At 43.5% G+C, this 21,373-nt stretch carries 18 protein-coding genes, 1 tRNA gene and 1 other annotated feature; of the genes, 1 reads left to right on the forward strand and 18 read right to left on the reverse strand.

The genetic code is table 11. From position 1 onward, the window contains the following. Window positions 1–326: 326 nt before the first annotated feature. The 8 genes from RTX25_RS01050 to RTX25_RS01085 form a co-directional block, all read right to left on the reverse strand. The gene (locus tag RTX25_RS01050) at window positions 327–2,810 is read right to left on the reverse strand and encodes an excinuclease ABC subunit UvrA (protein ID WP_312649503.1); all 2,484 of its coding nucleotides are present in this window, start codon (window positions 2,808–2,810) and stop codon (window positions 327–329) included. 114 nt (window positions 2,811–2,924) lie between these two features. Next, the gene (locus tag RTX25_RS01055; RefSeq protein ID WP_312649505.1) at window positions 2,925–4,223 is read right to left on the reverse strand and encodes a hypothetical protein; all 1,299 of its coding nucleotides are present in this window, start codon (window positions 4,221–4,223) and stop codon (window positions 2,925–2,927) included. Window positions 4,224–4,242: 19 nt separating this feature from the next. Then, on the reverse strand, window positions 4,243–4,632 hold the full coding sequence (locus RTX25_RS01060; RefSeq protein ID WP_312649507.1) for a pullulanase-associated domain-containing protein: 390 nt from the start codon (window positions 4,630–4,632) through the stop codon (window positions 4,243–4,245). A 232-nt stretch (window positions 4,633–4,864) separates the two neighbouring features. After that, window positions 4,865–5,968, reverse strand: a complete 1,104-nt coding sequence (locus RTX25_RS01065) for a 6-phosphofructokinase (RefSeq protein ID WP_312649508.1) — start codon at window positions 5,966–5,968, stop codon at window positions 4,865–4,867. A 133-nt stretch (window positions 5,969–6,101) separates the two neighbouring features. After that, window positions 6,102–7,472: a UDP-N-acetylmuramoyl-L-alanine--D-glutamate ligase gene (gene murD, locus RTX25_RS01070; protein ID WP_312649510.1), complete on the reverse strand. Its 1,371-nt coding sequence runs from the start codon at window positions 7,470–7,472 to the stop codon at window positions 6,102–6,104. Window positions 7,473–7,475: 3 nt separating this feature from the next. Then, the gene (locus tag RTX25_RS01075; protein ID WP_312649512.1) at window positions 7,476–8,171 is read right to left on the reverse strand and encodes a DUF624 domain-containing protein; all 696 of its coding nucleotides are present in this window, start codon (window positions 8,169–8,171) and stop codon (window positions 7,476–7,478) included. Window positions 8,172–8,307: 136 nt separating this feature from the next. Then, complete coding sequence (locus RTX25_RS01080) at window positions 8,308–9,699, reverse strand: glycine--tRNA ligase (RefSeq protein WP_312649809.1); 1,392 nt, start codon at window positions 9,697–9,699, stop codon at window positions 8,308–8,310. Between the two features lie 227 nt (window positions 9,700–9,926). Next, window positions 9,927–10,001 (reverse strand) — tRNA-Asn (locus tag RTX25_RS01085). A 134-nt stretch (window positions 10,002–10,135) separates the two neighbouring features. Continuing rightward, window positions 10,136–10,386, forward strand: a binding site (T-box leader). Window positions 10,387–10,427: 41 nt separating this feature from the next. On the opposite strand from RTX25_RS01085, the gene asnA reads away from it, so the two are divergent. Continuing rightward, entirely contained in the window at window positions 10,428–11,411 is a 984-nt protein-coding gene (gene asnA / locus RTX25_RS01090; RefSeq protein ID WP_312649514.1) for an aspartate--ammonia ligase, read from the forward strand. Between the two features lie 274 nt (window positions 11,412–11,685). Here asnA and RTX25_RS01095 read toward each other — a convergent pair whose 3' ends face one another. The 10 genes from RTX25_RS01095 to RTX25_RS01140 form a co-directional block, all read right to left on the reverse strand. After that, complete coding sequence (locus RTX25_RS01095; RefSeq protein WP_312649515.1) at window positions 11,686–13,047, reverse strand: SIR2 family protein; 1,362 nt, start codon at window positions 13,045–13,047, stop codon at window positions 11,686–11,688. A 24-nt stretch (window positions 13,048–13,071) separates the two neighbouring features. Next, window positions 13,072–13,245 carry a hypothetical protein gene (locus tag RTX25_RS01100; protein WP_312649517.1) on the reverse strand — a complete coding sequence of 58 codons (174 nt, stop codon included), beginning with the start codon at window positions 13,243–13,245 and terminating at the stop codon, window positions 13,072–13,074. A gap of 224 nt (window positions 13,246–13,469) precedes the next feature. Beyond that, the gene (locus tag RTX25_RS01105) at window positions 13,470–14,840 is read right to left on the reverse strand and encodes a DUF2812 domain-containing protein (protein ID WP_312649519.1); all 1,371 of its coding nucleotides are present in this window, start codon (window positions 14,838–14,840) and stop codon (window positions 13,470–13,472) included. Then, entirely contained in the window at window positions 14,833–15,180 is a 348-nt protein-coding gene (locus RTX25_RS01110; RefSeq protein WP_312649521.1) for a helix-turn-helix transcriptional regulator, read from the reverse strand. The genes RTX25_RS01105 and RTX25_RS01110 overlap by 8 nt, the downstream gene beginning before the upstream one ends. 144 nt (window positions 15,181–15,324) lie before the next feature. Next, window positions 15,325–16,836: a lysine--tRNA ligase gene (gene lysS / locus RTX25_RS01115; protein WP_312649523.1), complete on the reverse strand. Its 1,512-nt coding sequence runs from the start codon at window positions 16,834–16,836 to the stop codon at window positions 15,325–15,327. A gap of 8 nt (window positions 16,837–16,844) precedes the next feature. Beyond that, complete coding sequence (gene greA, locus RTX25_RS01120) at window positions 16,845–17,327, reverse strand: transcription elongation factor GreA (RefSeq protein WP_312649524.1); 483 nt, start codon at window positions 17,325–17,327, stop codon at window positions 16,845–16,847. Between the two features lie 51 nt (window positions 17,328–17,378). Next, window positions 17,379–18,365, reverse strand: coding sequence for a tRNA dihydrouridine synthase DusB (gene dusB, locus RTX25_RS01125; RefSeq protein ID WP_312649810.1), 987 nt, complete (start codon window positions 18,363–18,365; stop codon window positions 17,379–17,381). Continuing rightward, window positions 18,349–19,128 (reverse strand): type III pantothenate kinase, encoded by a 780-nt coding sequence (locus RTX25_RS01130; RefSeq protein ID WP_312649526.1) that lies wholly within the window; start codon window positions 19,126–19,128, stop codon window positions 18,349–18,351. The genes dusB and RTX25_RS01130 overlap by 17 nt, the downstream gene beginning before the upstream one ends. A 206-nt stretch (window positions 19,129–19,334) precedes the next feature. After that, window positions 19,335–20,429, reverse strand: a complete 1,095-nt coding sequence (locus RTX25_RS01135; protein WP_312649528.1) for an aminoglycoside phosphotransferase family protein — start codon at window positions 20,427–20,429, stop codon at window positions 19,335–19,337. After that, window positions 20,419–21,354: a sugar phosphate nucleotidyltransferase gene (locus tag RTX25_RS01140; protein ID WP_312649530.1), complete on the reverse strand. Its 936-nt coding sequence runs from the start codon at window positions 21,352–21,354 to the stop codon at window positions 20,419–20,421. The genes RTX25_RS01135 and RTX25_RS01140 overlap by 11 nt, the downstream gene beginning before the upstream one ends. Window positions 21,355–21,373 lie beyond the last annotated feature (19 nt).

Raw genomic sequence — 21,373 nt, forward strand, 5'->3', positions numbered from 1 at the left:
TGCTCAGAAGTTCACTTTGTTTTTTACCTATATTCTGTTTAATTTTCAAAGAACTGTTTCTTTCTGCTCACTCAAGCGAGCTCTTATATCTTATCACTTTTTTGCAGAATCTGTCAATGTCATCTGCTTAAATCGCTGACTTAGATATAATACCATAGCAGATAAATGAATACAATGGAAAAATGAACTATTTTCCACAAATAATTTCAGTGAAACCGCCTTTATCCACACCTTGCAAGGACAATGCTGTTGATGAAACTTCAAAAAAAGTTCAGAGCACAACTTCCGCCTCATGATGTGCTCTGATCCTGTTCTAGATGTTCAAGTTATCGGGCATAGATATACTTTCCGGTTACCGAATTTTTATCTTCTGCCACTTCCACCGGTGTACCCATGGCTATGACTTCTCCTCCATATATCCCACCAGAAGGCCCAAGATCGATGATCCAGTCCGAAGCCTCGATCACCTGAATATTATGTTCCACGACCACTACTGTATTGCCCGCATCAACGATTCTGTTCAAAAGGATCAGAAACCTCTCCACATCCAATGGATGAAGCCCAGTTGTGGGTTCATCGATGAGATACAGGATCTTCTTTCCTTCACTCTGAATCAGCTCTTTGGCAAGCTTCAGTCTCTGTCCTTCTCCACCAGAAAGCGTTGTAAGGGTCTGTCCCAGCTCCAGATACCCCAGGCCGACATCCATAAGAAGTCCAAGAATCTTCTTCATGCCTCTCTTCTCCTTAAAAAGATCTGCGGCCTCTTCAACAGAGAGTTTCAGCACTTCATGTATGGAGTGGTCCTTGTATTTCACGGAAAGAACCTGATCGTTGAACTGCTTTCCATTGCATTCCGGGCAGATCACATCCACATTCTCGAAAAAGAGCATATTGCTTGTGACATAGCCAAGTCCCTCGCACCTTTCACATCTGCCACCTATTGTATTGAACGAGAAGTGCTTGGCATCTAGTCCATGTTCTTTTGCCTCTATAAGCGTTCCGAACAGTTTTCTCACATCCGAATACACTCCGGAATAGGTTGCCACGTTCGAGCGTTTCATTCTGCTCAGAGCAGACTGTTCTACCATGACGATGCTGTCAAAGTCCTGTGTCCCGCTTACCCTGTTTATGTTCTGCTTCTCCGATGAATCTCCTTTTGCAAGGATTTCAAATACAAGAGTGGATTTTCCTGACCACGATACCCCCGTAACTGAGGTCAGGCATTTTCTCGGAAACCTCCCATGGACAGACTTCAGATTGAACATTGACCCGTCATTGACTTCGATATACCCGTCATCATGGGTCCTATAGGTATGTACTGTTTTGTGCTCAGAACTTAAGTACCTTCCAGTAACAGAGCTTTCAAGAGACAGAAGTTCATCATACGTACCCTGTCCGATAATTTCGCCGCCATACTTTCCCGCTCCCGGACCAATATCAATGACATGGTCCGCTTCTTTCATGACATCTGTATCATGCTCGATGACAATGACCGTATTGCCCAGATCCCTCAGATTTTTCAGGATCTTCATGATACCCTCTGTATCTTTCGGGTGAAGCCCTACAGTCGGCTCATCCATGATATAGATGACTCCGGTGAGTGTCGAGTCAAGAGTCGCCGCAAGCTTCATCCTCTGGGCTTCTCCTCCGGAGAGCGTCATGGTCTTTCTGTCAAGAGACAGATAACCGATCCCACCGCTGACAAGTCTTCTTACCTTTGTCTTCATGTCACTGAGATAGACACTGACCATGGATACCTCGGAACTGCTCAGCTCCTTTTCTATACCCTCTATCCACTCCAGAAGCTCAATCAGTGAGAGCAGAGAAAGCGAGGTGATGGTCCTTCCGTGAACCTCAACCGATCCGGGCAGCTTCTTCAGCTTGTTTCCGCTACAGCTGTCGCAGGTTCCCGAGATAAAGTAAGGCTCAAGCTGGGCTGTCACACTTCCTTTATCATCGAGTCTGCGCCACATTGTCGTGAGAATTCCTTCAAACCGTCCATCAGAAACCTTTCTGGGCACCTGGACGTCTTTGAAATGGGCTTTTGCCTCATCGCTTTCTGCTCCATAAAGAAGAAGGATCCTCTGCCCCTCATTATAGGCTTTGACCGGTCTGTTTCCTGATGCCTCCAGACCGTAATACCTGAAGGACGCATTGACATTGCCTATGGAATAGTCTTTATAGGCATGATCCCAGTATGATACTGCACCTTCTTCCAGTGAGAGATCTTCATTGAGGATATTTTCCATATTGATTTTCAGCACCTCACCAAGACCATGACAGGTTTCGCAGGCGCCTTCTCTCGTATTGTAGGAAAAGTGGCCTCTTGTGAGTTTCTCCATTTTATGTCCGCACCTGCTGCAGTACATATAAACCTTGAAATCATTCCCGTTCTTCTCCAGCTCCTCTTTGCATTCTGATGACCGAATCATCTTTTCGCAGGATGGACAGGATCTTTCATGCAGCTTCTCAAAGATCATTCTGAGCTCTGTATAGATATTGGTTACGGTACCCACAGAAGATCTTGGGTTTTTATGGTATTCGCTCTGGGCGATTTTTATTGCAGGGGACAGATTCATGATGGATTCCACATCCGGTTTTCTGATGCCCTGATAACCGATGGCCTCCAGATACTGCCTCTGACACTCCTGATAGAGGGTATCAACTGCAAGGGTCGACTTACCTGAACCTGAAAGACCGGTAAACACCACCAGACTGTTTTTCGGGATATCCAGCGACACATCCTTGAGATTCCCTTCGCTGGCATGAAGGATCCTGATCACAGGCTGACTGTTTCTGTTACTTTCCATGATATATTCTCCTTGCGCTTTTCTTTCTATTGTAGTGGATATGGCACTGGAAAAAAAGCGTCAAAGGAAAAGTGATAAGCTCTTTTATAAAGATGACTCTTGATCCTTTGCCTATTATGCGGCCTTTCTGTTTACTCTGCCTTTATAGATGATATAGCCTGCAAGGCCTGCGCCTAGAATCAGGATGATGATCAGCATCATATCCTGACCGTCTGAAGTCTTTTCCCCTTCTGCTGGAGATGGTGTTTCTCCGGCAGATTTTGCCAGAACCATAAGCGTCTGTTCCGGCACCTCCACTTCGCCTTCAATTGAGGCAAGAGGTGCTGTTCCCGCTTTCTCGCCATTGACCATAATGTCCCAGCTTCCCTCGACAGTGTAGCTGACACTGTCTGTACCTGCATTCATGAGCACAATGATTTCGCTCCAGCTGTCTCCGACAGCAGCTCCATCCAGTCTGTAACCCACCATCTTCTCCTTAGGCATATCAATGAAGGAGAGATGTTCTCTGATTTCATCTGCACTGTCCATATGGAAAGCAGGATGATTTTTTCTCATCTCGATGAGGCCTTCCTTGAATTCAGGCTTACTGTCCTCTGACCATCCAAGAGGATCTGTCTTGTCGAGATCCACAACCATACCTCTTAGACCGTTTACTCCGACTGCCCTTGCATAAGGGTCAACCGCTTCCTGGATGACACCGAGATTTTCCACAGAGTAGGTATAGTACACGCCATGAAGATCCTCTCTTACTTCAGTTTCCCATACGCCCCTTTCTTTTTTCTCCATGTTTATGGTCTCATAGGCTTCACCTTCATTTCCTGAGGTGAACAGATTAAGCGCGACACTGGTTGCTGTCGGTGCCCAGAGCCTGAATGTCGTTTTCCCCGGCTCATGGACTGCACCAAGCTCCCCGTCATAATGATACGCATTTTCAAATGCCTTTGTGGAGAACACCCCGCTCATCATGATGTCCTTTTCACCATAACCCTCCTTGCTTAACGTATAGGTTTTTCCAAGGGTCAGAGGCTCAGCAAGCAGGATTTCCAACTGAGTGGAGGTCTCCGGTCTTCCACCTTCAGAGAAATAGATGGTCTGTATCTCCACTTCTTCTTCACCGGATTTTATGGTTAATCCTTCATTCTGGTCATGAAGAAGCGTCATGGGTATGGACAGATCTGCTCTGATCTTGTTTACCGTGGTCAGTTCGGCCTTAAGAATTTTCGGCGAAAGATCTACATCCTCTTCTGCATAGTAGATATTCGGATCCTTCTCCAGAAGGTACACATCCAGTACACCATCTTTGGCTTTGCCTATGGAGATGAAGCGGTCCATATCCACATCTTTCGCTTCCCATTCTCCTTTTCTGACGATGAATCCCACTTCCTGAACATCTGCTGCGTCAATACCGATCACGGCAAGCTTTCCGTAGTCATCATCCGATGTGAACTCCTGATTTCAGCCAGATTTCGGCTTTTCCTCCGGCGGTATCAAAGAACCGGTCTGTATCGATGTCTTTTTCTACCCAGTTTCCTTTTCTCACAAGAAAACCGAATCGTGTTTTTTCGGAGGTTTTCCTTACAACAGCGGTCTTTCCGTACTCATCCTCTTCTGAGAACCTGAATTCCTCCCCCTGACCTCCCTCTTCAAAAAGCCACAGGTTCCAGTCCTCGTAGTCTCCATCGGCTCTCTGATAGTGAACCGTGATCTCCAAATCATTCGCCGCCCTGGCGGTTGTGATGTCCTTCAGCGACAAGACGGGTGTCAGTAGAAACACCAGCAGAAGCATTAACCCCACATGACGATATACTCTGTTTTTGCGCATAAAAATACCTATCCTTTAATTTATTCTTCGGGTTTTTTCTTGCTCAGATTATATCATGCAAACGTGTGCACAACAAGTAATCGTTTGCAATTTATATGTTTCTGTCAATCTTTTCTTTGTTTTCCAGTAGTTTTCCAGTAGTCATGATCTTCAGACGTCCTAAACAGAATCATAAATGGAGGACAAAAAAAGAGCTGCATCTCTTTAAAGATACAGCTCTTTGTCTGTGTTTCTATATTCCGAAAGAAATACCGATGGATTTTGCAGTCTCCACTAGTTCTCCTGTCGGATTGACATTCTTTGACTTTCTTCCGATGACATTTTCAAGGGAATCATAGGACATGTTGTCTCCCTTTAAAGTCACCATGTTTCCGAACTTACCGGCAGCTGCAAGTCTTACCGCAGCAACTCCGTATCTTGTGGACAGGATTCTGTCTGATGCTGATGGGCTTCCGCCTCTTTGCAGATGTCCAAGAATTGTTGCTCTTGTCTCATTTCCGCAGAGCTTTTCAAGATCGTGTGCAACCTTGATTCCGATGCCGCCGAGTCTGATCGGATCCGGTGAATCTTCTATGACGTCTCTTACAACCACTTCGCCGTCAACTGGTCTTGCACCTTCTCCCACTACGATGACAGAGAAGTTCTTTCCCTTCTGCTTTCTCTCTTCGATCTTTTCAGCAACCTTATGGATATCATAAGGAATCTCAGGAAGAAGTATGGCATCCGCGCCTCCGGCAATACCGGCATGAAGAGCGATCCATCCGGCATATCTGCCCATAACTTCAAGAACCATGATTCTATGATGTGATGCCGCTGTGGTATGAAGTCTGTCCAGAGCTTCTGTTGCCACATTTACAGCAGTTGAGAATCCGAATGTCGTATCTGTTGAAGCAAGGTCATTGTCGATGGTCTTTGGAATCGCGATAACCTGAACGCCTTTTCTCGCAAAATCTCTTGCTGAGGTCAGTGTTCCGTCTCCGCCTACGATGAACATGACATCGATGCCCAGATTCTTTATGTTTTCCACACCAACATCTGATACATCTCTATAAACCATTTCGCCGTTTTCTTCCACCAGGTAATGGAACAGGTTGTCCTTATTGGAGCTGTATAGCATCGTTCCGCCCTTATGAAGGAGTCCGGATGTCGATTTCTCATCAAGCTTCACCCAGTCATTCTCATAGAGTCCCTTATATCCGTTTCTGATACCGACGACTTCCCATCCGAACTCATTGATTGCAGTCTTTGTCACTGCTCTGATTACTGGATTAAGTCCTGGGCAATCTCCTCCACCAGTCATTATCCCGATTTTTTTAATGTTGGTATTGTTGTTCATTTTACCCTCCTGTAGCCTTAAAGGCCAAATCTTATACCCGTTTCTTTAGTTTACTGCTTCTCATAAATTTTACCCTAAAATCCGCATTCATACAATTAAATAGAGTCAGAAAAACGATGAACCGTAATATTTTTTAGAATTCATTGACCAGTTGCACAAACCGGTCTCCTCGTTCCTCAAAATTCCTGAACAGATCAAAACTTGCACAGGCCGGTGAAAGAATCGCAAGGTCACCCTCCTGGCTGATCGCTCTCAGCTTTTTCACTGCATCTTCAAAGGTTTCAGCCATATGTATGGGGATCTGCTGTCCGGACTTCTTCGATGCAGTTCTGAATGATTCCTGGATCTTATGGCGGGTGTCACCCACCAGAATGGCATTTTTGATGTATTTATATCCTTCTTCCGCAAGAGGAGCGAAGTCAAGCTGCTTGTCATAGCCGCCCAGAATGACATTCACTTTCTTCTCCAGTGAGCTGATGCTTGCAAGAGTTCTTGTGGGACTGGAGGCGATGGAGTCGTTATAATATCTTACGCCTTCATGCTCTCTTATGAACTGACATCTGTGCTTGACGCCCGGGAAGGAAAGTGCAAGTTCTCTCATGATGGGTTTCTGCACAAAATCCTCCACTGCAAGGAATGCGGCAAGAAAATTCTCAGCATTGTGTACGCCCTTCACCTTCATTTCAGAAAGATCCACAATACGCTCATAGCGCAGGTACAGACTGCCGTCGCTGAAGTATGCATCTTCATTTTCATTCTTTGAGGAGAAGAACTCCACCTTCCCGTTAGCAAGTGGGGCAAAGGATTTTGTGATTTCGTTGTCTTCATTGAGAATCAGGAGATCTCCAGGTTTCTGGTAACGGAAGATATTCATCTTCGCCTCGATATACTCCTGCATGTCTTTATGCATGTCCAGATGATTGGGCGAAAGATTTGTCACGATGGCGATTTCCGGTGAGTTCGTCATGGTCATGAGCTGAAAACTCGACAGTTCCAGAACAACCACATCACTTGGCTTGATTTCATCAAGCTTTGTAAAGAGCGGTGTCCCGATATTTCCACCCACATATACATGATAGCCTGCTTTTTTCAGAATTTCCCCCACTACAGTTGTAGTCGTGGTTTTTCCGTCGCTTCCGGTGATTCCGATGGTTCTTGCGCTGCAGTACTTGAGAAACTCATCCATCTCTGAAGTAATCACTGCGCCTTCTTCCTTTGCGCTTAGAAGAGCGGGATGGTCAATGCGCATCCCCGGTGTCTTGAAGATCATATCAAGACCCTTCAAATCATCAAGATAGTTCTCTCCTAAGGAAAGCCTGACCTCACTTCTGAAATCATGCACTTCCTGAGAAAGCGCTTCAAGTTTTCTCTGGTCGAAGCCGTAGACCTCTGCACCTAAAGTAAGCAGATATCTGATGAGCGGGATGTTGCTCACACCAAGTCCGACAACACCAACTTTTTTTCCTATAATATCCTGTTTGAAACGATTAAAATCTATGCTCATTGCTTATTTCCTTACCTTTCTTTTCGGAGCCAGTACTTTTTCCGATAATGCTTCCTGAGCCATTGCAGCCAGTCCGAACCCGAATATCAGCGGGAACACGATATAGCGTGCAAAGAATATGGATAGACCCATAATCAGCACAGCCAGTGCTGCGCCTAAAAGGAGTCTGAAAAAGCTGTCTTTTGTTTTTCTGAAGATTTCTCTGAACTTCCCGCCATCATTACGGACCATAACAGGCACTGCAGCTGCAGCTGCAAACAGTGTGAAGAAAATCCCCATCTGAGATGCGAAGTAGGCGGATTCCATTCCTTCAATCATAAAGAAAAGATTATTGTAGAGACTGAAGGTGATGATGAGTGTACCGATCACACCGATGAGAAGAGCCGTTTTTACACTCTTTCTGTATCCTTCCATAAACAGACGGACGACACTTTTCTTTTCGGTTTTCATGGCCATCACAGTATAAAGGAGAGCGGTATAGCTGGGCACAAGATTCAGACTTAATACACCCATGGTGAGGTAATACGTTCCGATGCTCTCCGGCTGTCCGATAAAGATAAGATAAATCAGGATGTGGATATTGAATAGGATGAACATGGCATTGGCCATGATGAGATTGTAGACATTATCCACAGTCTTTTTAGCTGATGTCTCCGCAACCTGTTTCTGAGACGTTTTTTTCCTGCTGTTTTCTTTCATGTTTCCTCCTGATTCCTTTAAATTCTACTTTCATTCTATCTGATTTCTCTGAAACTGCAAACGCTCTCTCCTGATCTGCCTGATGGCATAACGGAAATAAGATGGAAGCAGCATACTTCCATCTTATCCGTCTTTATTAGAATTCCAGTTTCTTTTCGATATAGTCAGCCAGATCAAACACAGAAAGTCTGATCTGTTCCATGGTATCACGGTCTCTCACTGTAACTGACTGATCTTCTAAAGTATCAAAATCTATTGTGATGCAGAGCGGTGTACCGATCTCATCCTGTCTTCTGTATCTTTTTCCGATGCTTCCCGCATCATCATACTCGATGTTGAAATGCTTGGATAGCTGCTCGTAGACTTCAAGAGCCTTCTCGGAAAGCTTCTTTGACAGCGGTAGAACCGCAGCTTTAACAGGAGCCAGTGCCGGATGGAACTTAAGCACTGTTCTCACATCTCCGCCTTCCAGTTCCTCTTCTGTGTACGCATCCGACAGGAATGACAGAAGCATTCTGTCTACACCTACCGAAGGTTCCACGCAGTAAGGCACAAACTTCTCGTTGGTTACAGGATCAAGGTAGTTCATGTCTGCCTTGGAGTGCTCTGCATGCTGCTTTAGGTCATAATCTGTTCTGTCCGCAATCCCCCAAAGCTCTCCCCATCCGAACGGGAATCTGAATTCGATATCTGCTGTACCCACACTGTAGAAAGAAAGCTCTTCCGGTGCATGGTTTCTCATTCTCATGTTTTCTTCAGTCAGACCAAGATCAAGAAGGAAATCCCAGCAGTATTTCTTCCAGTACTCGAACCATTCAAGGTCTGTTCCTGGCTTGCAGAAGAATTCCAGTTCCATCTGTTCAAATTCTCTGGTTCTGAAAATGAAGTTACCCGGTGTAATCTCATTTCTGAAGGACTTACCGATCTGTCCGATACCAAATGGAACCTTCTTTCTTGAGGTTCTCTGGATATTCTTGAAGTTCACAAAGATACCCTGAGCGGTTTCGGGTCTTAAGTAGATCTCTGTCTTTGAATCATCTGTGATGCCAAGGAATGTCTTGAACATCAGGTTGAATTTTCTGATCTCCGTGAAGTTCTTCTTTCCGCACTTCGGACACACGATGCCGTGCTCATCCATATAACCCTTAAGCTCTTCTTCACTGAATCCGTCAGCTGAGGCATATTCAACGCCCTGCTCTGTCATGTGGTCTTCCACAAGCTTATCCGCTCTGAATCTTGCCTTACATTCCTTGCAGTCCATAAGGGGATCTGAGAATCCGCCCACGTGACCTGATGCCACCCAGACTTCCGGATTCATGAGGATCGCGGAATCAAGTCCCACATTGTATGGACTTTCCTGGATGAATCGCTTCCACCAGGCCTTCTTTATGTTGTTTTTCAGTTCAACGCCTAATGGACCGTAGTCCCAGGAATTAGCGAGCCCACCGTAGATCTCGGATCCAGGATAGACAAATCCTCTTCCCTTGCTTAAGGCAACAATTTTATCCATGGTTTTTTCCATAACAATCATCCTCCAATATATGCTGAAATAACTAAAAAGAGCCTATACCATGAAGGGACGGATTTTATAATCCGCGGTTCCACCCTTCTTGGCATAAGCCCTGCTCTTACATACCATTTCTACTCAAAAGCGCCCTTCGTCATCCTTAATATATCCTTACACCTGCCGGATACTCTCTAAAAATCGGGAATGACTACTTCTCTTTCTCAATGCAGATATTCAATTAAAAAAAATGGCTCCGCGAAGAGGGCTCGAACCTCCAACCTATCGGTTAACAGCCGAGTGCTCCACCATTGAGCTATCGCGGAACGTCATTACAAAAACTATTATACCAAGGATAAAGATAAATGCAAGGCTTAAATCGAAAAATAAATCAGGCACAATACAAAAAATCCGAAAAATAATTCTTGACTCCAGCCTGAAAGTTCTTATAATGAAATATAACAAAGCATAGATGAGAGAAGTAAATCATGGTTAAGGTTTAAGAGAGTCAGGGATGGTGTGATCCTGGTACATGAACATGGTTGAAGAACACCTCGGAGCTGCCAGAGGAAAGGTAACGAGTAGACCTGGCCGGAACTCCCCGTTATAGGAGTCGGATATCGACAATAACCATGTCTGTATCTTAAAAGCGAGCTTATAAAAAGCTAAACTGGGTGGTACCGCGGAAGAGCCTTTCCTTTCGTCCCTATTGTGGGATGGAGAGGAATTTTTTATTTTAGGAGGAAACCGCCATGTACAAACCGACCATGACCCTGAAAGAAACCCAGAAGGCCATCAAACTGACCAAAGTTTTCTTTGAGCATGAGCTTTCTGAAAGACTGCTGCTTACACGAGTCTCCGCTCCACTGTTTGTGGAAAGAGGAACAGGTATCAACGATGACCTGAACGGTATCGAAAGACCTGTAGCCTTTGATATCCTGGATACAGGCAAAGAAGTGGAAATCGTTCAGTCTCTTGCCAAGTGGAAGAGAAAAGCCCTGAAGGACTATGAATTCACTTTGGGTGAAGGCCTCTACACGAACATGAATGCCATAAGACGTGATGAAACCCTTGACCGCATCCACAGTATCTATGTGGATCAGTGGGACTGGGAGAAGATCATCGGTGAAGGAGACAGAAACCTTGAAACCCTTAAGGATACCGTGCGTATCATCTATTCCATTTTCAAAGATGCGGAGATTCTCTTGAGAGAAAAGTATCCGTTTCTTACCCCTGAACTTCCTGAGACCATCACTTTCATCACAACAGAAGAACTCTATGCAAAGTACCCGGATAAAACACCTAAGGAAAGAGAGAGAGCCTTTGCCAAAGAAACCGGTGCATATTTTCTCATCGGAATCGGTGATCTTCTTCCTGATGGAGAAAAACATGACGGAAGAGCCCCTGACTACGATGACTGGCAGCTGAACGGCGATCTTCTCTTCTACTACGGCGTTCATGATGATGTTCTAGAACTTTCATCCATGGGCATCAGAGTAGACAGGAAAGCGCTCCTTTCACAGCTTGGAAAATCAGGCAAAGAGGACCGTATGAGCCTTCCCTTCCACAGACAGCTCCTTGAAGGAGAACTTCCACAGACCATGGGTGGCGGAATCGGCCAGTCCAGAATCTGTCAGTTCCTGCTGAAGAAATACCATATCGGAGAAGTTCAGAGCAGCATCTGGCCTGAGAAAATCAGAGAAGAGATGGCCAAGATCAACGTCTCACTTCTTTAGGATAACTCATATCAGTGCAGAACTAATGTGGAGTTGTGTTCAAATCGCTTTGATATTTGTTACACTTGTACCCAATTTTATGTTCAAGTTAAATACATTATTTAGGTGTTTACAAGTTGCATACCTATCTGTATAATTATTTTATTAACTTAAATCACTATTGTGCTGAACAGAAAGGTGTCTATATATAGATGCTGACTCTGATAGGTGCGTCGCAACAAAAAGGGTCTCCAGTACGGTGTTTGTTTACAAATGCTTGAGTCTGGAGGCTCTTTTAATTTCCCCACTTCAATAAATCATATACCATGATTAACCTTCTTACGTTTGTCCTAATGGGAGGATTACTATTTATCAATAAATTATAGTCCTCCTCAAATATTTCTTTAAGAACACTTTCTAATTCAACAACATCAATTTGAGCCCTTTCAAGATGAGATATTAACCTTGTTGCTCGTTCCAATGAACCTTTTTCTAGATTCCATATTTGTTTTACAGAGCTGTATCCACCAAGGCAATTTCTGCTTTTTTGAATAGTTGGTGAAATTATGTTATCAAACTTCCATTTCTGCGCAAACTCCTTGCACTCTTGGAATTCTTTAGTAGCCGAAACAATATACTTATTAACTGGCAATTTTCCAGAGTTCTGACTAAGAACTTTAGAGAAAGCATACTCTAAAAGTTCATCAGAAGAGAATTCTAAATCATCTAAAACAATATTTCGGTACCACTCATTTGTATCAATTCCACTAAGTCCTCTAAGTCCTAGGTCCGAAACTTTTCCAATCGCAATTACAAGTTCTTCGTCATCCACCCGACTGTCATCCAACGCGGCAACTCTTAAATTTGCGGTTGGTACGTTTGTAATTGTATAGTCATATAATTCTTGTTTAAATCTTCTCAAAACTTTTACTGGAAGCTTTGATTTTTTGGTATCCATCGCACGATATAATATCATAAAATCTGACAATATCATTTTTCTCATCCCCAAAGGTTTATTATCAATCATTATTGTGAATGGATTTACCTCAACACCAACCATATCCTTCTTGTATTCAACAAATACAAACCTATCCTCAAGCATTTTGATCTGCTTTTCATCGAGGCAACTTACTATAGACCTGATGATATTCTGTACATTCGCATCACTTACAGAATATCCCATAAAAATAATTGGGTACTCCATAAAAATCGTCATCAGCTTTGCAGCCAGATAAGTACTCTTTTCATCAAAAGCTAAGTAATCTGATTCATTAATAATAATACTGTCCGGATTTTCTACTGATCCATGAATTTTATATATTTCGGCAATCCCTTGAATGGCAGAAAAAATCAACTCATTCTGTCCAACATATTTTCTGAATCCAATTAATGTTTCTTCAAGAAGAGAATCATAGTTGGTTGTAATTACTCCCGAAATACTCTTTTCAGAGATTTTTGCAAGCATATTCACTTCATCTTGATATGCAGATACCACCTTTGTCTTCCGTTTGATATATGTTGAAATCTCAGCCTTAAATGGTGATAATCCACTATCTTTTATTTGACTTAAAATTTCACCATCAACCTTTCTAATACTAGGATCGACAAACCATTTCGCATCAAAATCATTTTGAATCAATTCTGCAATTTTAGGCATTATGCCAGCTTTGCATTCTAATATTTAAGCTTTATTCTCGTAAGAGCTATAGACAAAAGGATCATTAAAAACCAACTTCGCAAAATGTTCCAGAAGACCTTTCCAATCAGGCATATTCAAATATCGCCTTGAAATCCCAGATCCTATAAATAGAATAGGAGTTGAATTAAATCTGTTAATGACATCATCAATTTTCAATCTTTACCCTCCTTAGTTATCTATCAATATTATGTTGTATAACTATTTTCCTCACCACAATACTATGTTTCTCTAAGAACTTCAACATAATTTTATCGCTCTATTACTATTGCATATATTATCGAATTTAAGAAGCACACAATATCTTAGATAGGAATAAAGAAGTCGTTGCAAAACCCGAAAATCTGTTTGCATCGACTTCTCACTTTTATGTTCTTTCAAAATTAGTGCTTAACTTCCACCAGTTCAAGAACTTGAAGAACCTTTTCTTCAGAGAAAGGTTCATGGGTACTCACTACAAGAATGCTGTGGTCCTTCTTAAGAAACATACGAGCACTATGTAATGGATGCTGCCTGAGCACTACCCCTTCATAGCCAAGTTCGATCAGAAGAGGATACTGTTCTTCAATGGATTCCTCAATCATGCCCTCTTCCATGAAAAGTTCCTGATACTTACTCATCACCCATGGAACTGAGCTTTCAAAACTGCTCACCTCGTAAAACGGGAGAACACCTTGGACATCGCTTATCGAAGCAGGATAGTCTTCCCAGGTTATTCCTTTATAAAAACTCAAATGAGAGGCAAGGAGCCCGCTCTCTTTCTCTATATACTCCTCTTCCTTATACCCTGGTTCGGCAGGGTAACCAAGCTCTTCCATTGAAAGAATCTCGTATCCCTGTATGTTTCCATTATCGAATGCACCTTGCGAAACAATCCAGGTGCTTGAGAGCATCAGAATATAGGTGATCAAAACCAGCACGAAAATGTTGGCTTTTCTCGATGAGAACCGCGTCTTCGTAAAACCCGTATAAAGAAGAAGAAGTCCGACAAGGATGCCCATGCTGTAGAACACAGCAGATGAATCGGTCAAAGTGTCCATTAAAATCCAAGTCAGGGGTATAAGAAGAAGGGCTTTGCCGTAAAATCTTGCTTTCACGATCTTCTCCGCTTTCTCCGGAGAAGCAAGCACCAGTCCATCGCCTCTCATAAGAGCCTTCCTGTTCTTCAGATAAAAAGCAGTGATACGACAGATTTCAAAGATACTTTGAAATCCAAGTATGAGGACACCCAGAAGTAAACCGAATAGATTCGTTGAGGATAGGAAGAATGAAAACTGAGTATATTGTGACAAAGCGCTTTCGATAAACTGCACACCCATAAATCCGAATACGATCACCGTGAACAGTATAGGCAGAACTTCTGGAAGAGCCGCCTTATATATGGAGCGAAAACGAAATTCGTCTTCCGTTTCTATGCCAGGTGCATTCAGGTCTTCATTATAGAAACACTGCATCTTCCGGTGGCTGAAAGCATGGGTCCAGGAAGTTTTTCTGCAGTAATCCAGATAGTCTTCAGTGGCTGGAGCAAGGCCTATATCCATGGAAGAAGCTTTGTAGAAATAGTCCACGTAGAATTTTCTTTTTTTAGGCACTGCCTCCTCAAAGAAATAAAATGATCCGAAGGCATCCTTTACAATAAACCCTTCCTCGGACATCCTTTCAAAGAAAGCTTCCAGGCTGGACACCTCAAGAGGCGTCGACGTGAAAAGCAGGACCTTTTTCCTTATTCTTTTACTCCGATCTTTTTTAAACATCTTTTCCCCTCCAGACTTTTTCATTCCCTGCTCTATCCACAAGTCTCACTCCATCATCAAGGAGCGTTCTTAGTCTTTCCTGCTCTTTAATTAAAGCACCCAGCCCTTCTTCGGTGATGATATAGTTTTTCTTTCTGCCTTCCGTCCTGGTTTCTTCAATCATGCCCACCTTCAGGAACTTATCCAGAAGCGTATATAGGGTTCCAGGCCCTACTGCAATTCGCCCCTTTGAAAGTCCCTCGACTTTCTCCATAATGTCCACGCCACAGACTTCCTCCAGTAGAGCAAGAAGAATATAGTACATCGGCTCTGTCAGGGTCTGAAACTGATCTCTTGCCATCCCCTTCACCACCTTTCCTTTTATAATATCGAGTAACGATATTTCTAACTAAAGATTACTATCGATACACGATATTGTCAAGAATCATTTGCAAATAAAAAGAGACCCTCAGCTTTTTCTTCGCTGAAGATCTCCTGAAGTTTTCTATTCCTGTGGTTTCATGGTCGGGAAGAGTATGACGTCTCTTATGGAATGTGCATCTGTAAGGAACATGACGATACGGTCTACACCGATACCCAGTCCGCCTGTTGGAGGCATTCCTGTTTCAAGTGCGCTCATGAATTCTTCATCGATCATGTACGCTTCATCATCACCAAGTTCTCTTTCCTTTGCCTGCTGAGTGAATCTGTCTCTCTGAACGATCGGATCGTTAAGCTCTGAGTATGCATTACAGATTTCTCTGCCGAATATGAATCCTTCAAATCTTTCTGTATACTCCGGATTTCCTCTCTTCTTCTTGGTCAGAGGTGAAATCTCTACCGGATAGTCGTAGATGAATGTCGGCTGAATAAGCTTCTCTTCACAGAATCTCTCGAACATCGCATTCAGGACATCACCCTTTGAAGTATGGCTGATGTCATACTTGAAGTCATCCTGCATATGGAACTTCTTCGCATAGGCATGGGCTTCTTCGAGTGTAATGGTGGCGAAATCGACACCGGTTTCTTCCTTGACGATATCCGCCATGCTGACTCTTCTCCAAGGTGGAGTAAGATTGATTTCTGTTTCTCCGTAGTTTATGACCATGGTTCCAAGAACCTTCTGTGCCACGGAGGAGATGAGATCTTCTGTAAGGTCCATCATATCGTTATAGTCGCTGTAGGCTTCATAAAGCTCGATCATGGTGAACTCAGGGTTATGCTTGAAACTTACCCCTTCATTTCTGAAGTTCTTGCCCATGTCATAAACCTTTTCGAATCCTCCGACAATCAGTCTCTTAAGATACAGCTCTGTAGCGATTCTAAGATACATATCGATATCCAGGGCATTATGATGGGTCGTGAACGGTCTTGCTGCTGCTCCGCCTGCTATAGGGGACAGAATCGGTGTTTCCACTTCAAGGTATCCACGAGCATCAAGGTAGTTTCTGATTTCTCTTATGATCTTTGTACGTCTGATCATCTTTTCCTTGACGTCAGGATTTACAATAAGATCCACTTCTCTCTGTCTGTATCTGATGTCCGGATCGACAAGGCCATGCCACTTATCTGGAAGCGGCTTCAGTGCCTTGGCAATCAGTTCGAAGGATGACACCTGAAGAGATACCTCTCCTGTCTTTGTGATGAAGACTTCGCCTTCAACACTTATCCAGTCACCTAGATCAAGAGTTTTGAAGAACTTAAGCTTCTCTTCTCCAACGTTGTCCAGTTTGATGTATAACTGAAGCTTACCTTCTCTGTCATGAATATCTGAGAAGCCCGCTTTACCCTGCACTCTTTTTCTCATGAGTCTTCCTGCAGTCTTTATGAGGACTCCAGCCAGTTCTTCATGATTTTCCTTGATGTCTCTGGAGTTATGGGTAACTTCCACCTTATACACATCAAAAGGATCCTGTCCTTCTTCCTGCAGCGCCTTCAGCTTATCTCTTCTTTGCAGCTCCTGCTCTGGCAGTCTGCTGTACTCCTGTTCTATAATGTTGTTCTCTTCGTTAGTCAAAACTACACCTACTCTCTTCCTATTTCGATTATCTTGAACTTGCTTGTTCCATTTGGAACCATTGCGGTAACTTCATCGTCCACCTTGTGTCCGATCAGTGCACTGCCTACTGGCGACTCATTTGAGATCTTGAAGTTCATGGGATCCGCTTCTGTTGATCCCACAAGAGTATAGGTCACTTCCTCATCAAACTCAAAGTCGTATACTTTAACTTTACAGCCCACGCTGACCACATCATATGAAATATCATTTTCATCGATGACGGTTGCATTTCTCAGTGTATTTTCAAGTTGGCTGATTTTGCCTTCGACAAAAGCCTGCTCATTTTTCGCTTCATCATACTCGGAATTTTCACTGAGATCCCCATAACCAAGTGCAACCTTGATTTTCTCGGTGATTTCCTTACGTTTTACTGTCTTTAAAAATTCAAGTTCACTTTCCAGCTTTTTGACACCTTCATATGTCATGATATACTTTTTTGCTTCACTCATTTTAAATCCCCTTAATGGTTTATTTGATTTTCTATTATAGTTACATTATCCTTATATGTCAATGATTTTAGCTGTTTCAACCAGTTTCTCCTTATAGGAGCCAAGTATTCCAAGAACGATCTTCGGATCGATTTCGTGATTGATTCTATCCTTGATGTCTGCACTGCTGGGCATCCCTTTAAGATACCATGCGATATGCTTTCGCATCTCTCTCACCGCTTTGGCGTCGCCGTCATAGGCAAGTGTACTTCTGTAGTGCAGCATAAGGATATCGAGTCTTTCGCCGAAGCCCGGTTTCTCATAGAGCTTTCCCTCAAGTGCTGCACTGATCTCCTCAAAAATCCATGGATTTCCTAGGGCGCCTCTTGCAACCATGATACCGTCGCAGCCGGTTTCAAACATTTCCAGAGCATCTTCACCCGTAAAGATGTCTCCATTTCCGATAACCGGTATGGAAACACTCTCTTTGATCTTTCTGATGATCTCACGGTCCGATTTACCGGAATAGTACTGCTCTCTGAATCTGCCATGGACAGTGATCATATCCGCTCCGGCATCTTCCATTCTTTTTGCAAAATCAAGTGCAGTTTCCTGCCCGTTTTTGAAGCCTCTCCTGAACTTGCAGGTAACAGGCTTTGTCGTCGTCTTCTTCACTTCTCTTATGATCTCTGCCGCATTCTTCGGATCAAGCATAAGGGATGACCCTTCACCGTTCTTGACCAGCTTAGGTGCAGGACAGCCCATGTTGATGTCCAGAAGGACAATATCCTCGTTCTCATCAAGATGACCTGCGATTCTTGCCATGATCTCCTTATCGCTTCCGAACAGCTGCACGGCTATGGGTTTTTCCTTAGGTGATATACGAAGGAGTTCCTTCGTATTCTCGCTGCCGTAATGGAGCGCTTTTGCGCTGACCATCTCTGAGTATACCATAGAACAGCCCATGGATATGGCGATTTCTCTAAAAGATATGTCCGTTACGCCAGCCATGGGTGCAAGAAAGACGTTGCTCTCCAGTATACTATTTCTTATTTTTATCATATATCAGTTTCAGCCCTTCCAGGGTCAGATTAGGTTCCACCGCATCGATACAGTCTGTGCTCTGTTTCATCAGTCTTGAGAATCCGCCGGTTGCAACAACGAACGGTTCTTCTTCATCATCTGTCATCATTTCCTTCTTCATCAGCTTAACAAGATGTTCCACAAGTCCGATGTAGCCGTGAACAAGTCCTGACTGCATGGAGACCACTGTGTTCTTTCCGATGACGGTATCCGGCTTCATAAGCTCAATACGTGGAAGCTTTGCTGCCTTCTCAAAGAGTGCATCAGCAGAAATCTTGATTCCCGGAGATATGATACCACCCTGATAAGTTCCATCCTTCTTGACGGAGCAGAAGGTCGTGGCTGTTCCGAAATCGATGATGATGAGACTTCTGTTATATTTGGCTGACGCAGCCACAGCATTGACGATTCTGTCTGCACCGACTTCTTTGGGATTGTCTGTCTTTACATTGATTCCTGTCTTCACCCCGGCACCCACAACAATCGGGGTCACCTTGAACACTTTTCTCACCATATTTTCCAGTGAATACATGACATTAGGGACTACAGAAGATATGATGACTCCGTCGATACTTGACGGTTCCAGTTTATTCAGCTGAAACAGGCTGATGACATCAATGGAGATCTCATCCGAGGTCTTCATGCTGTTTGTGGAAAGCCTGAAATCACTGATGATTTTTGTGCCGTCATGGACACCCATGACAATATTTGTATTACCTACATCTATTAACAGAATCATAAGACAACTCCCTTAATAATTTAAAAGCAGCTAAAAAGCTGCTGATCGATATCATTTTCTCTGTTGTTATGTTTTTGAACAATATAATTTTAGCAATAACTACTGGTTTGTCAAGTAAAAGGACAAATTCATACTTTTCGGTCATGAACACTTAGCTTATTGCATATAAATCAGAAGAAATCTTCCGCTTCACTTAAAAGAGAGAGCTAAATGCTCTCTCTCACAATTTCAATCATCTGCTGATAATCTCTTTCCATATCCTTAACGAGTTTGATCTGATTTCTCGCACGGTCAAGGTTATGCTCCGGATACTCGATCTTATAATAGATATCCCCTTCGATATAGTCCTTCAGAAAACGCATTCCGCATTCATAGGTCATGATTTTAGCCGAAAAAGGCAGATACATGATTTCGGTTTCTGTAAGAAAACCGCCTGTACTTAAGTAGCCCTGTGTATAGGCTTTAAATAAGGAAAGATCGAAATTCACCTTACGAAGATCCTTTTCATCCTCCAGAGCAGTTGTCGCTCCTGACCGGATGGAATCCCCAAAATCGTAAAGAGACACACCGGGCATCACCGTATCGAGATCCACAAGGCAGACAGCTTCACGGGTCAGATCATCGATCATGACATTATTGTATTTCGTATCGTTATGCGTGACTCTTATCGGGAGCTCTCCATTACGGATCAGACGATTGATGATCTTCGTATCCGATGCTCTTTCCAGAAAAAAATCTATTTCTTTTCTGCATACTGCCGCTCTGCCTTTAATGTCCTCACTGACCGCTTCTGTGAAGTCCTTGAAACGTGCTTCCGTATTATGGAAGTTTTCTATGGTTTCATGCAGCGTCCTTCCATCATAGTCGGAAAGCAGCTCTTGAAATCTTCCTAGAGCCTGTCCGGATTTATAGAAATCATCTGGGCCGTCGACTCTCTGATAGGTTCTTGCCCCTTCTATGAAGTCATATACCCTATAGTATTCTCCCCCACTGAGGAGATGATGATTTCCTTCCTTTGTACTGATTACGTTGAGGCACTCCTTTTCCGGATTCCCCCCAAGAAGATCAGTCTTCTTTCTGATGTGCTTTGTGACCCCTCTGATGTTATCCATAAGCCTTATGGGATCCTTGAAGATGGTATGATTGATTCTCTGGAAAATATATCTTTTTTCCTGATCATCCTGAAGCTTTGTGGTCACCCTATATGTATCATTGATGTGACCCTGTCCATACTTAATGACGTCCACCGGCTCGCCTTCAATACTGAACTTTCCGATGAGTTCATACATTTTATCTTCCATCTTTATCCTCCCATAGCCTTTCAGGATATCTTCCTTTATCTGTCTGCTCTTTTATCCCCAGCTTCACTGTCTCTTTATCCGCTTTATAGGTGATCCCGTACCATTTTTCCGTGCTTCTTCCTGCAAGGATCCGGATACTGTTTTTTCTGATCATACTGCTTACTGCCGAGGGCAGCTGAAACTCATCTTTCAGAGGATCACGGATATTTTCCAGAAACGCTGTAAACTCCTGTGACAGAAGGGGCAGAATTTCCGGCAGAAATCCCCATACATTCATGGATACCTGAGTATCGGGCTTAACCTCCATAACTTCTTCTCCAAAGGAAAGAATTCTGTTCTCTTCATACCGGATATCCGTATGTTCAACGACATCCGTCAGAAATCCCGCCTCATTCGTGCTGCATAGACCTCTGGACACGCCGCCGCTTCTTGTCATCGTCCTCTCCAGCGGATAGGAGACGATGGCACCTGTCCCCTTCGGAATCTCTGTAAGTATCCTTGCCATTTCAGAGAAAGTCTCCTTTCCATAAAAATCATCTGCATTGATGACCATGAAAGGACATGTGATTTCTTTCCGGGCAGCAAGAACAGCATGCCCTGTTCCCCAGGGCTTCTGTCTTTTCTTTACTTCTTCATTTTCCCTGAACTCATCGGGAATATCTTTGATGTCCTGAAAAGCGTACTTCACTTCCATGAAATTCATGATTTTCCTGCCTATGGCTTCATGAAAAAGATCCCGGTTTTCTTCTTTAATGATGATGATGAGCTCCCTGAAACCGCTCTTCCAGGCATCGTAGACTGAATACTCAAGGATGAACTCACCCGATGGTCCGACAGGTTCAAGCTGCTTCAGCCCACCGAATCTTGATCCCATCCCGGCAGCCATGACCACCAGACTGAGCTTACTTTCTTCTCTCCCATTCATGGGTTTACCTCCGTGATTC

Source organism: Proteiniclasticum sp., assembly GCF_032054185.1.
Taxonomy (GTDB): domain Bacteria; phylum Bacillota; class Clostridia; order Clostridiales; family Clostridiaceae; genus Proteiniclasticum.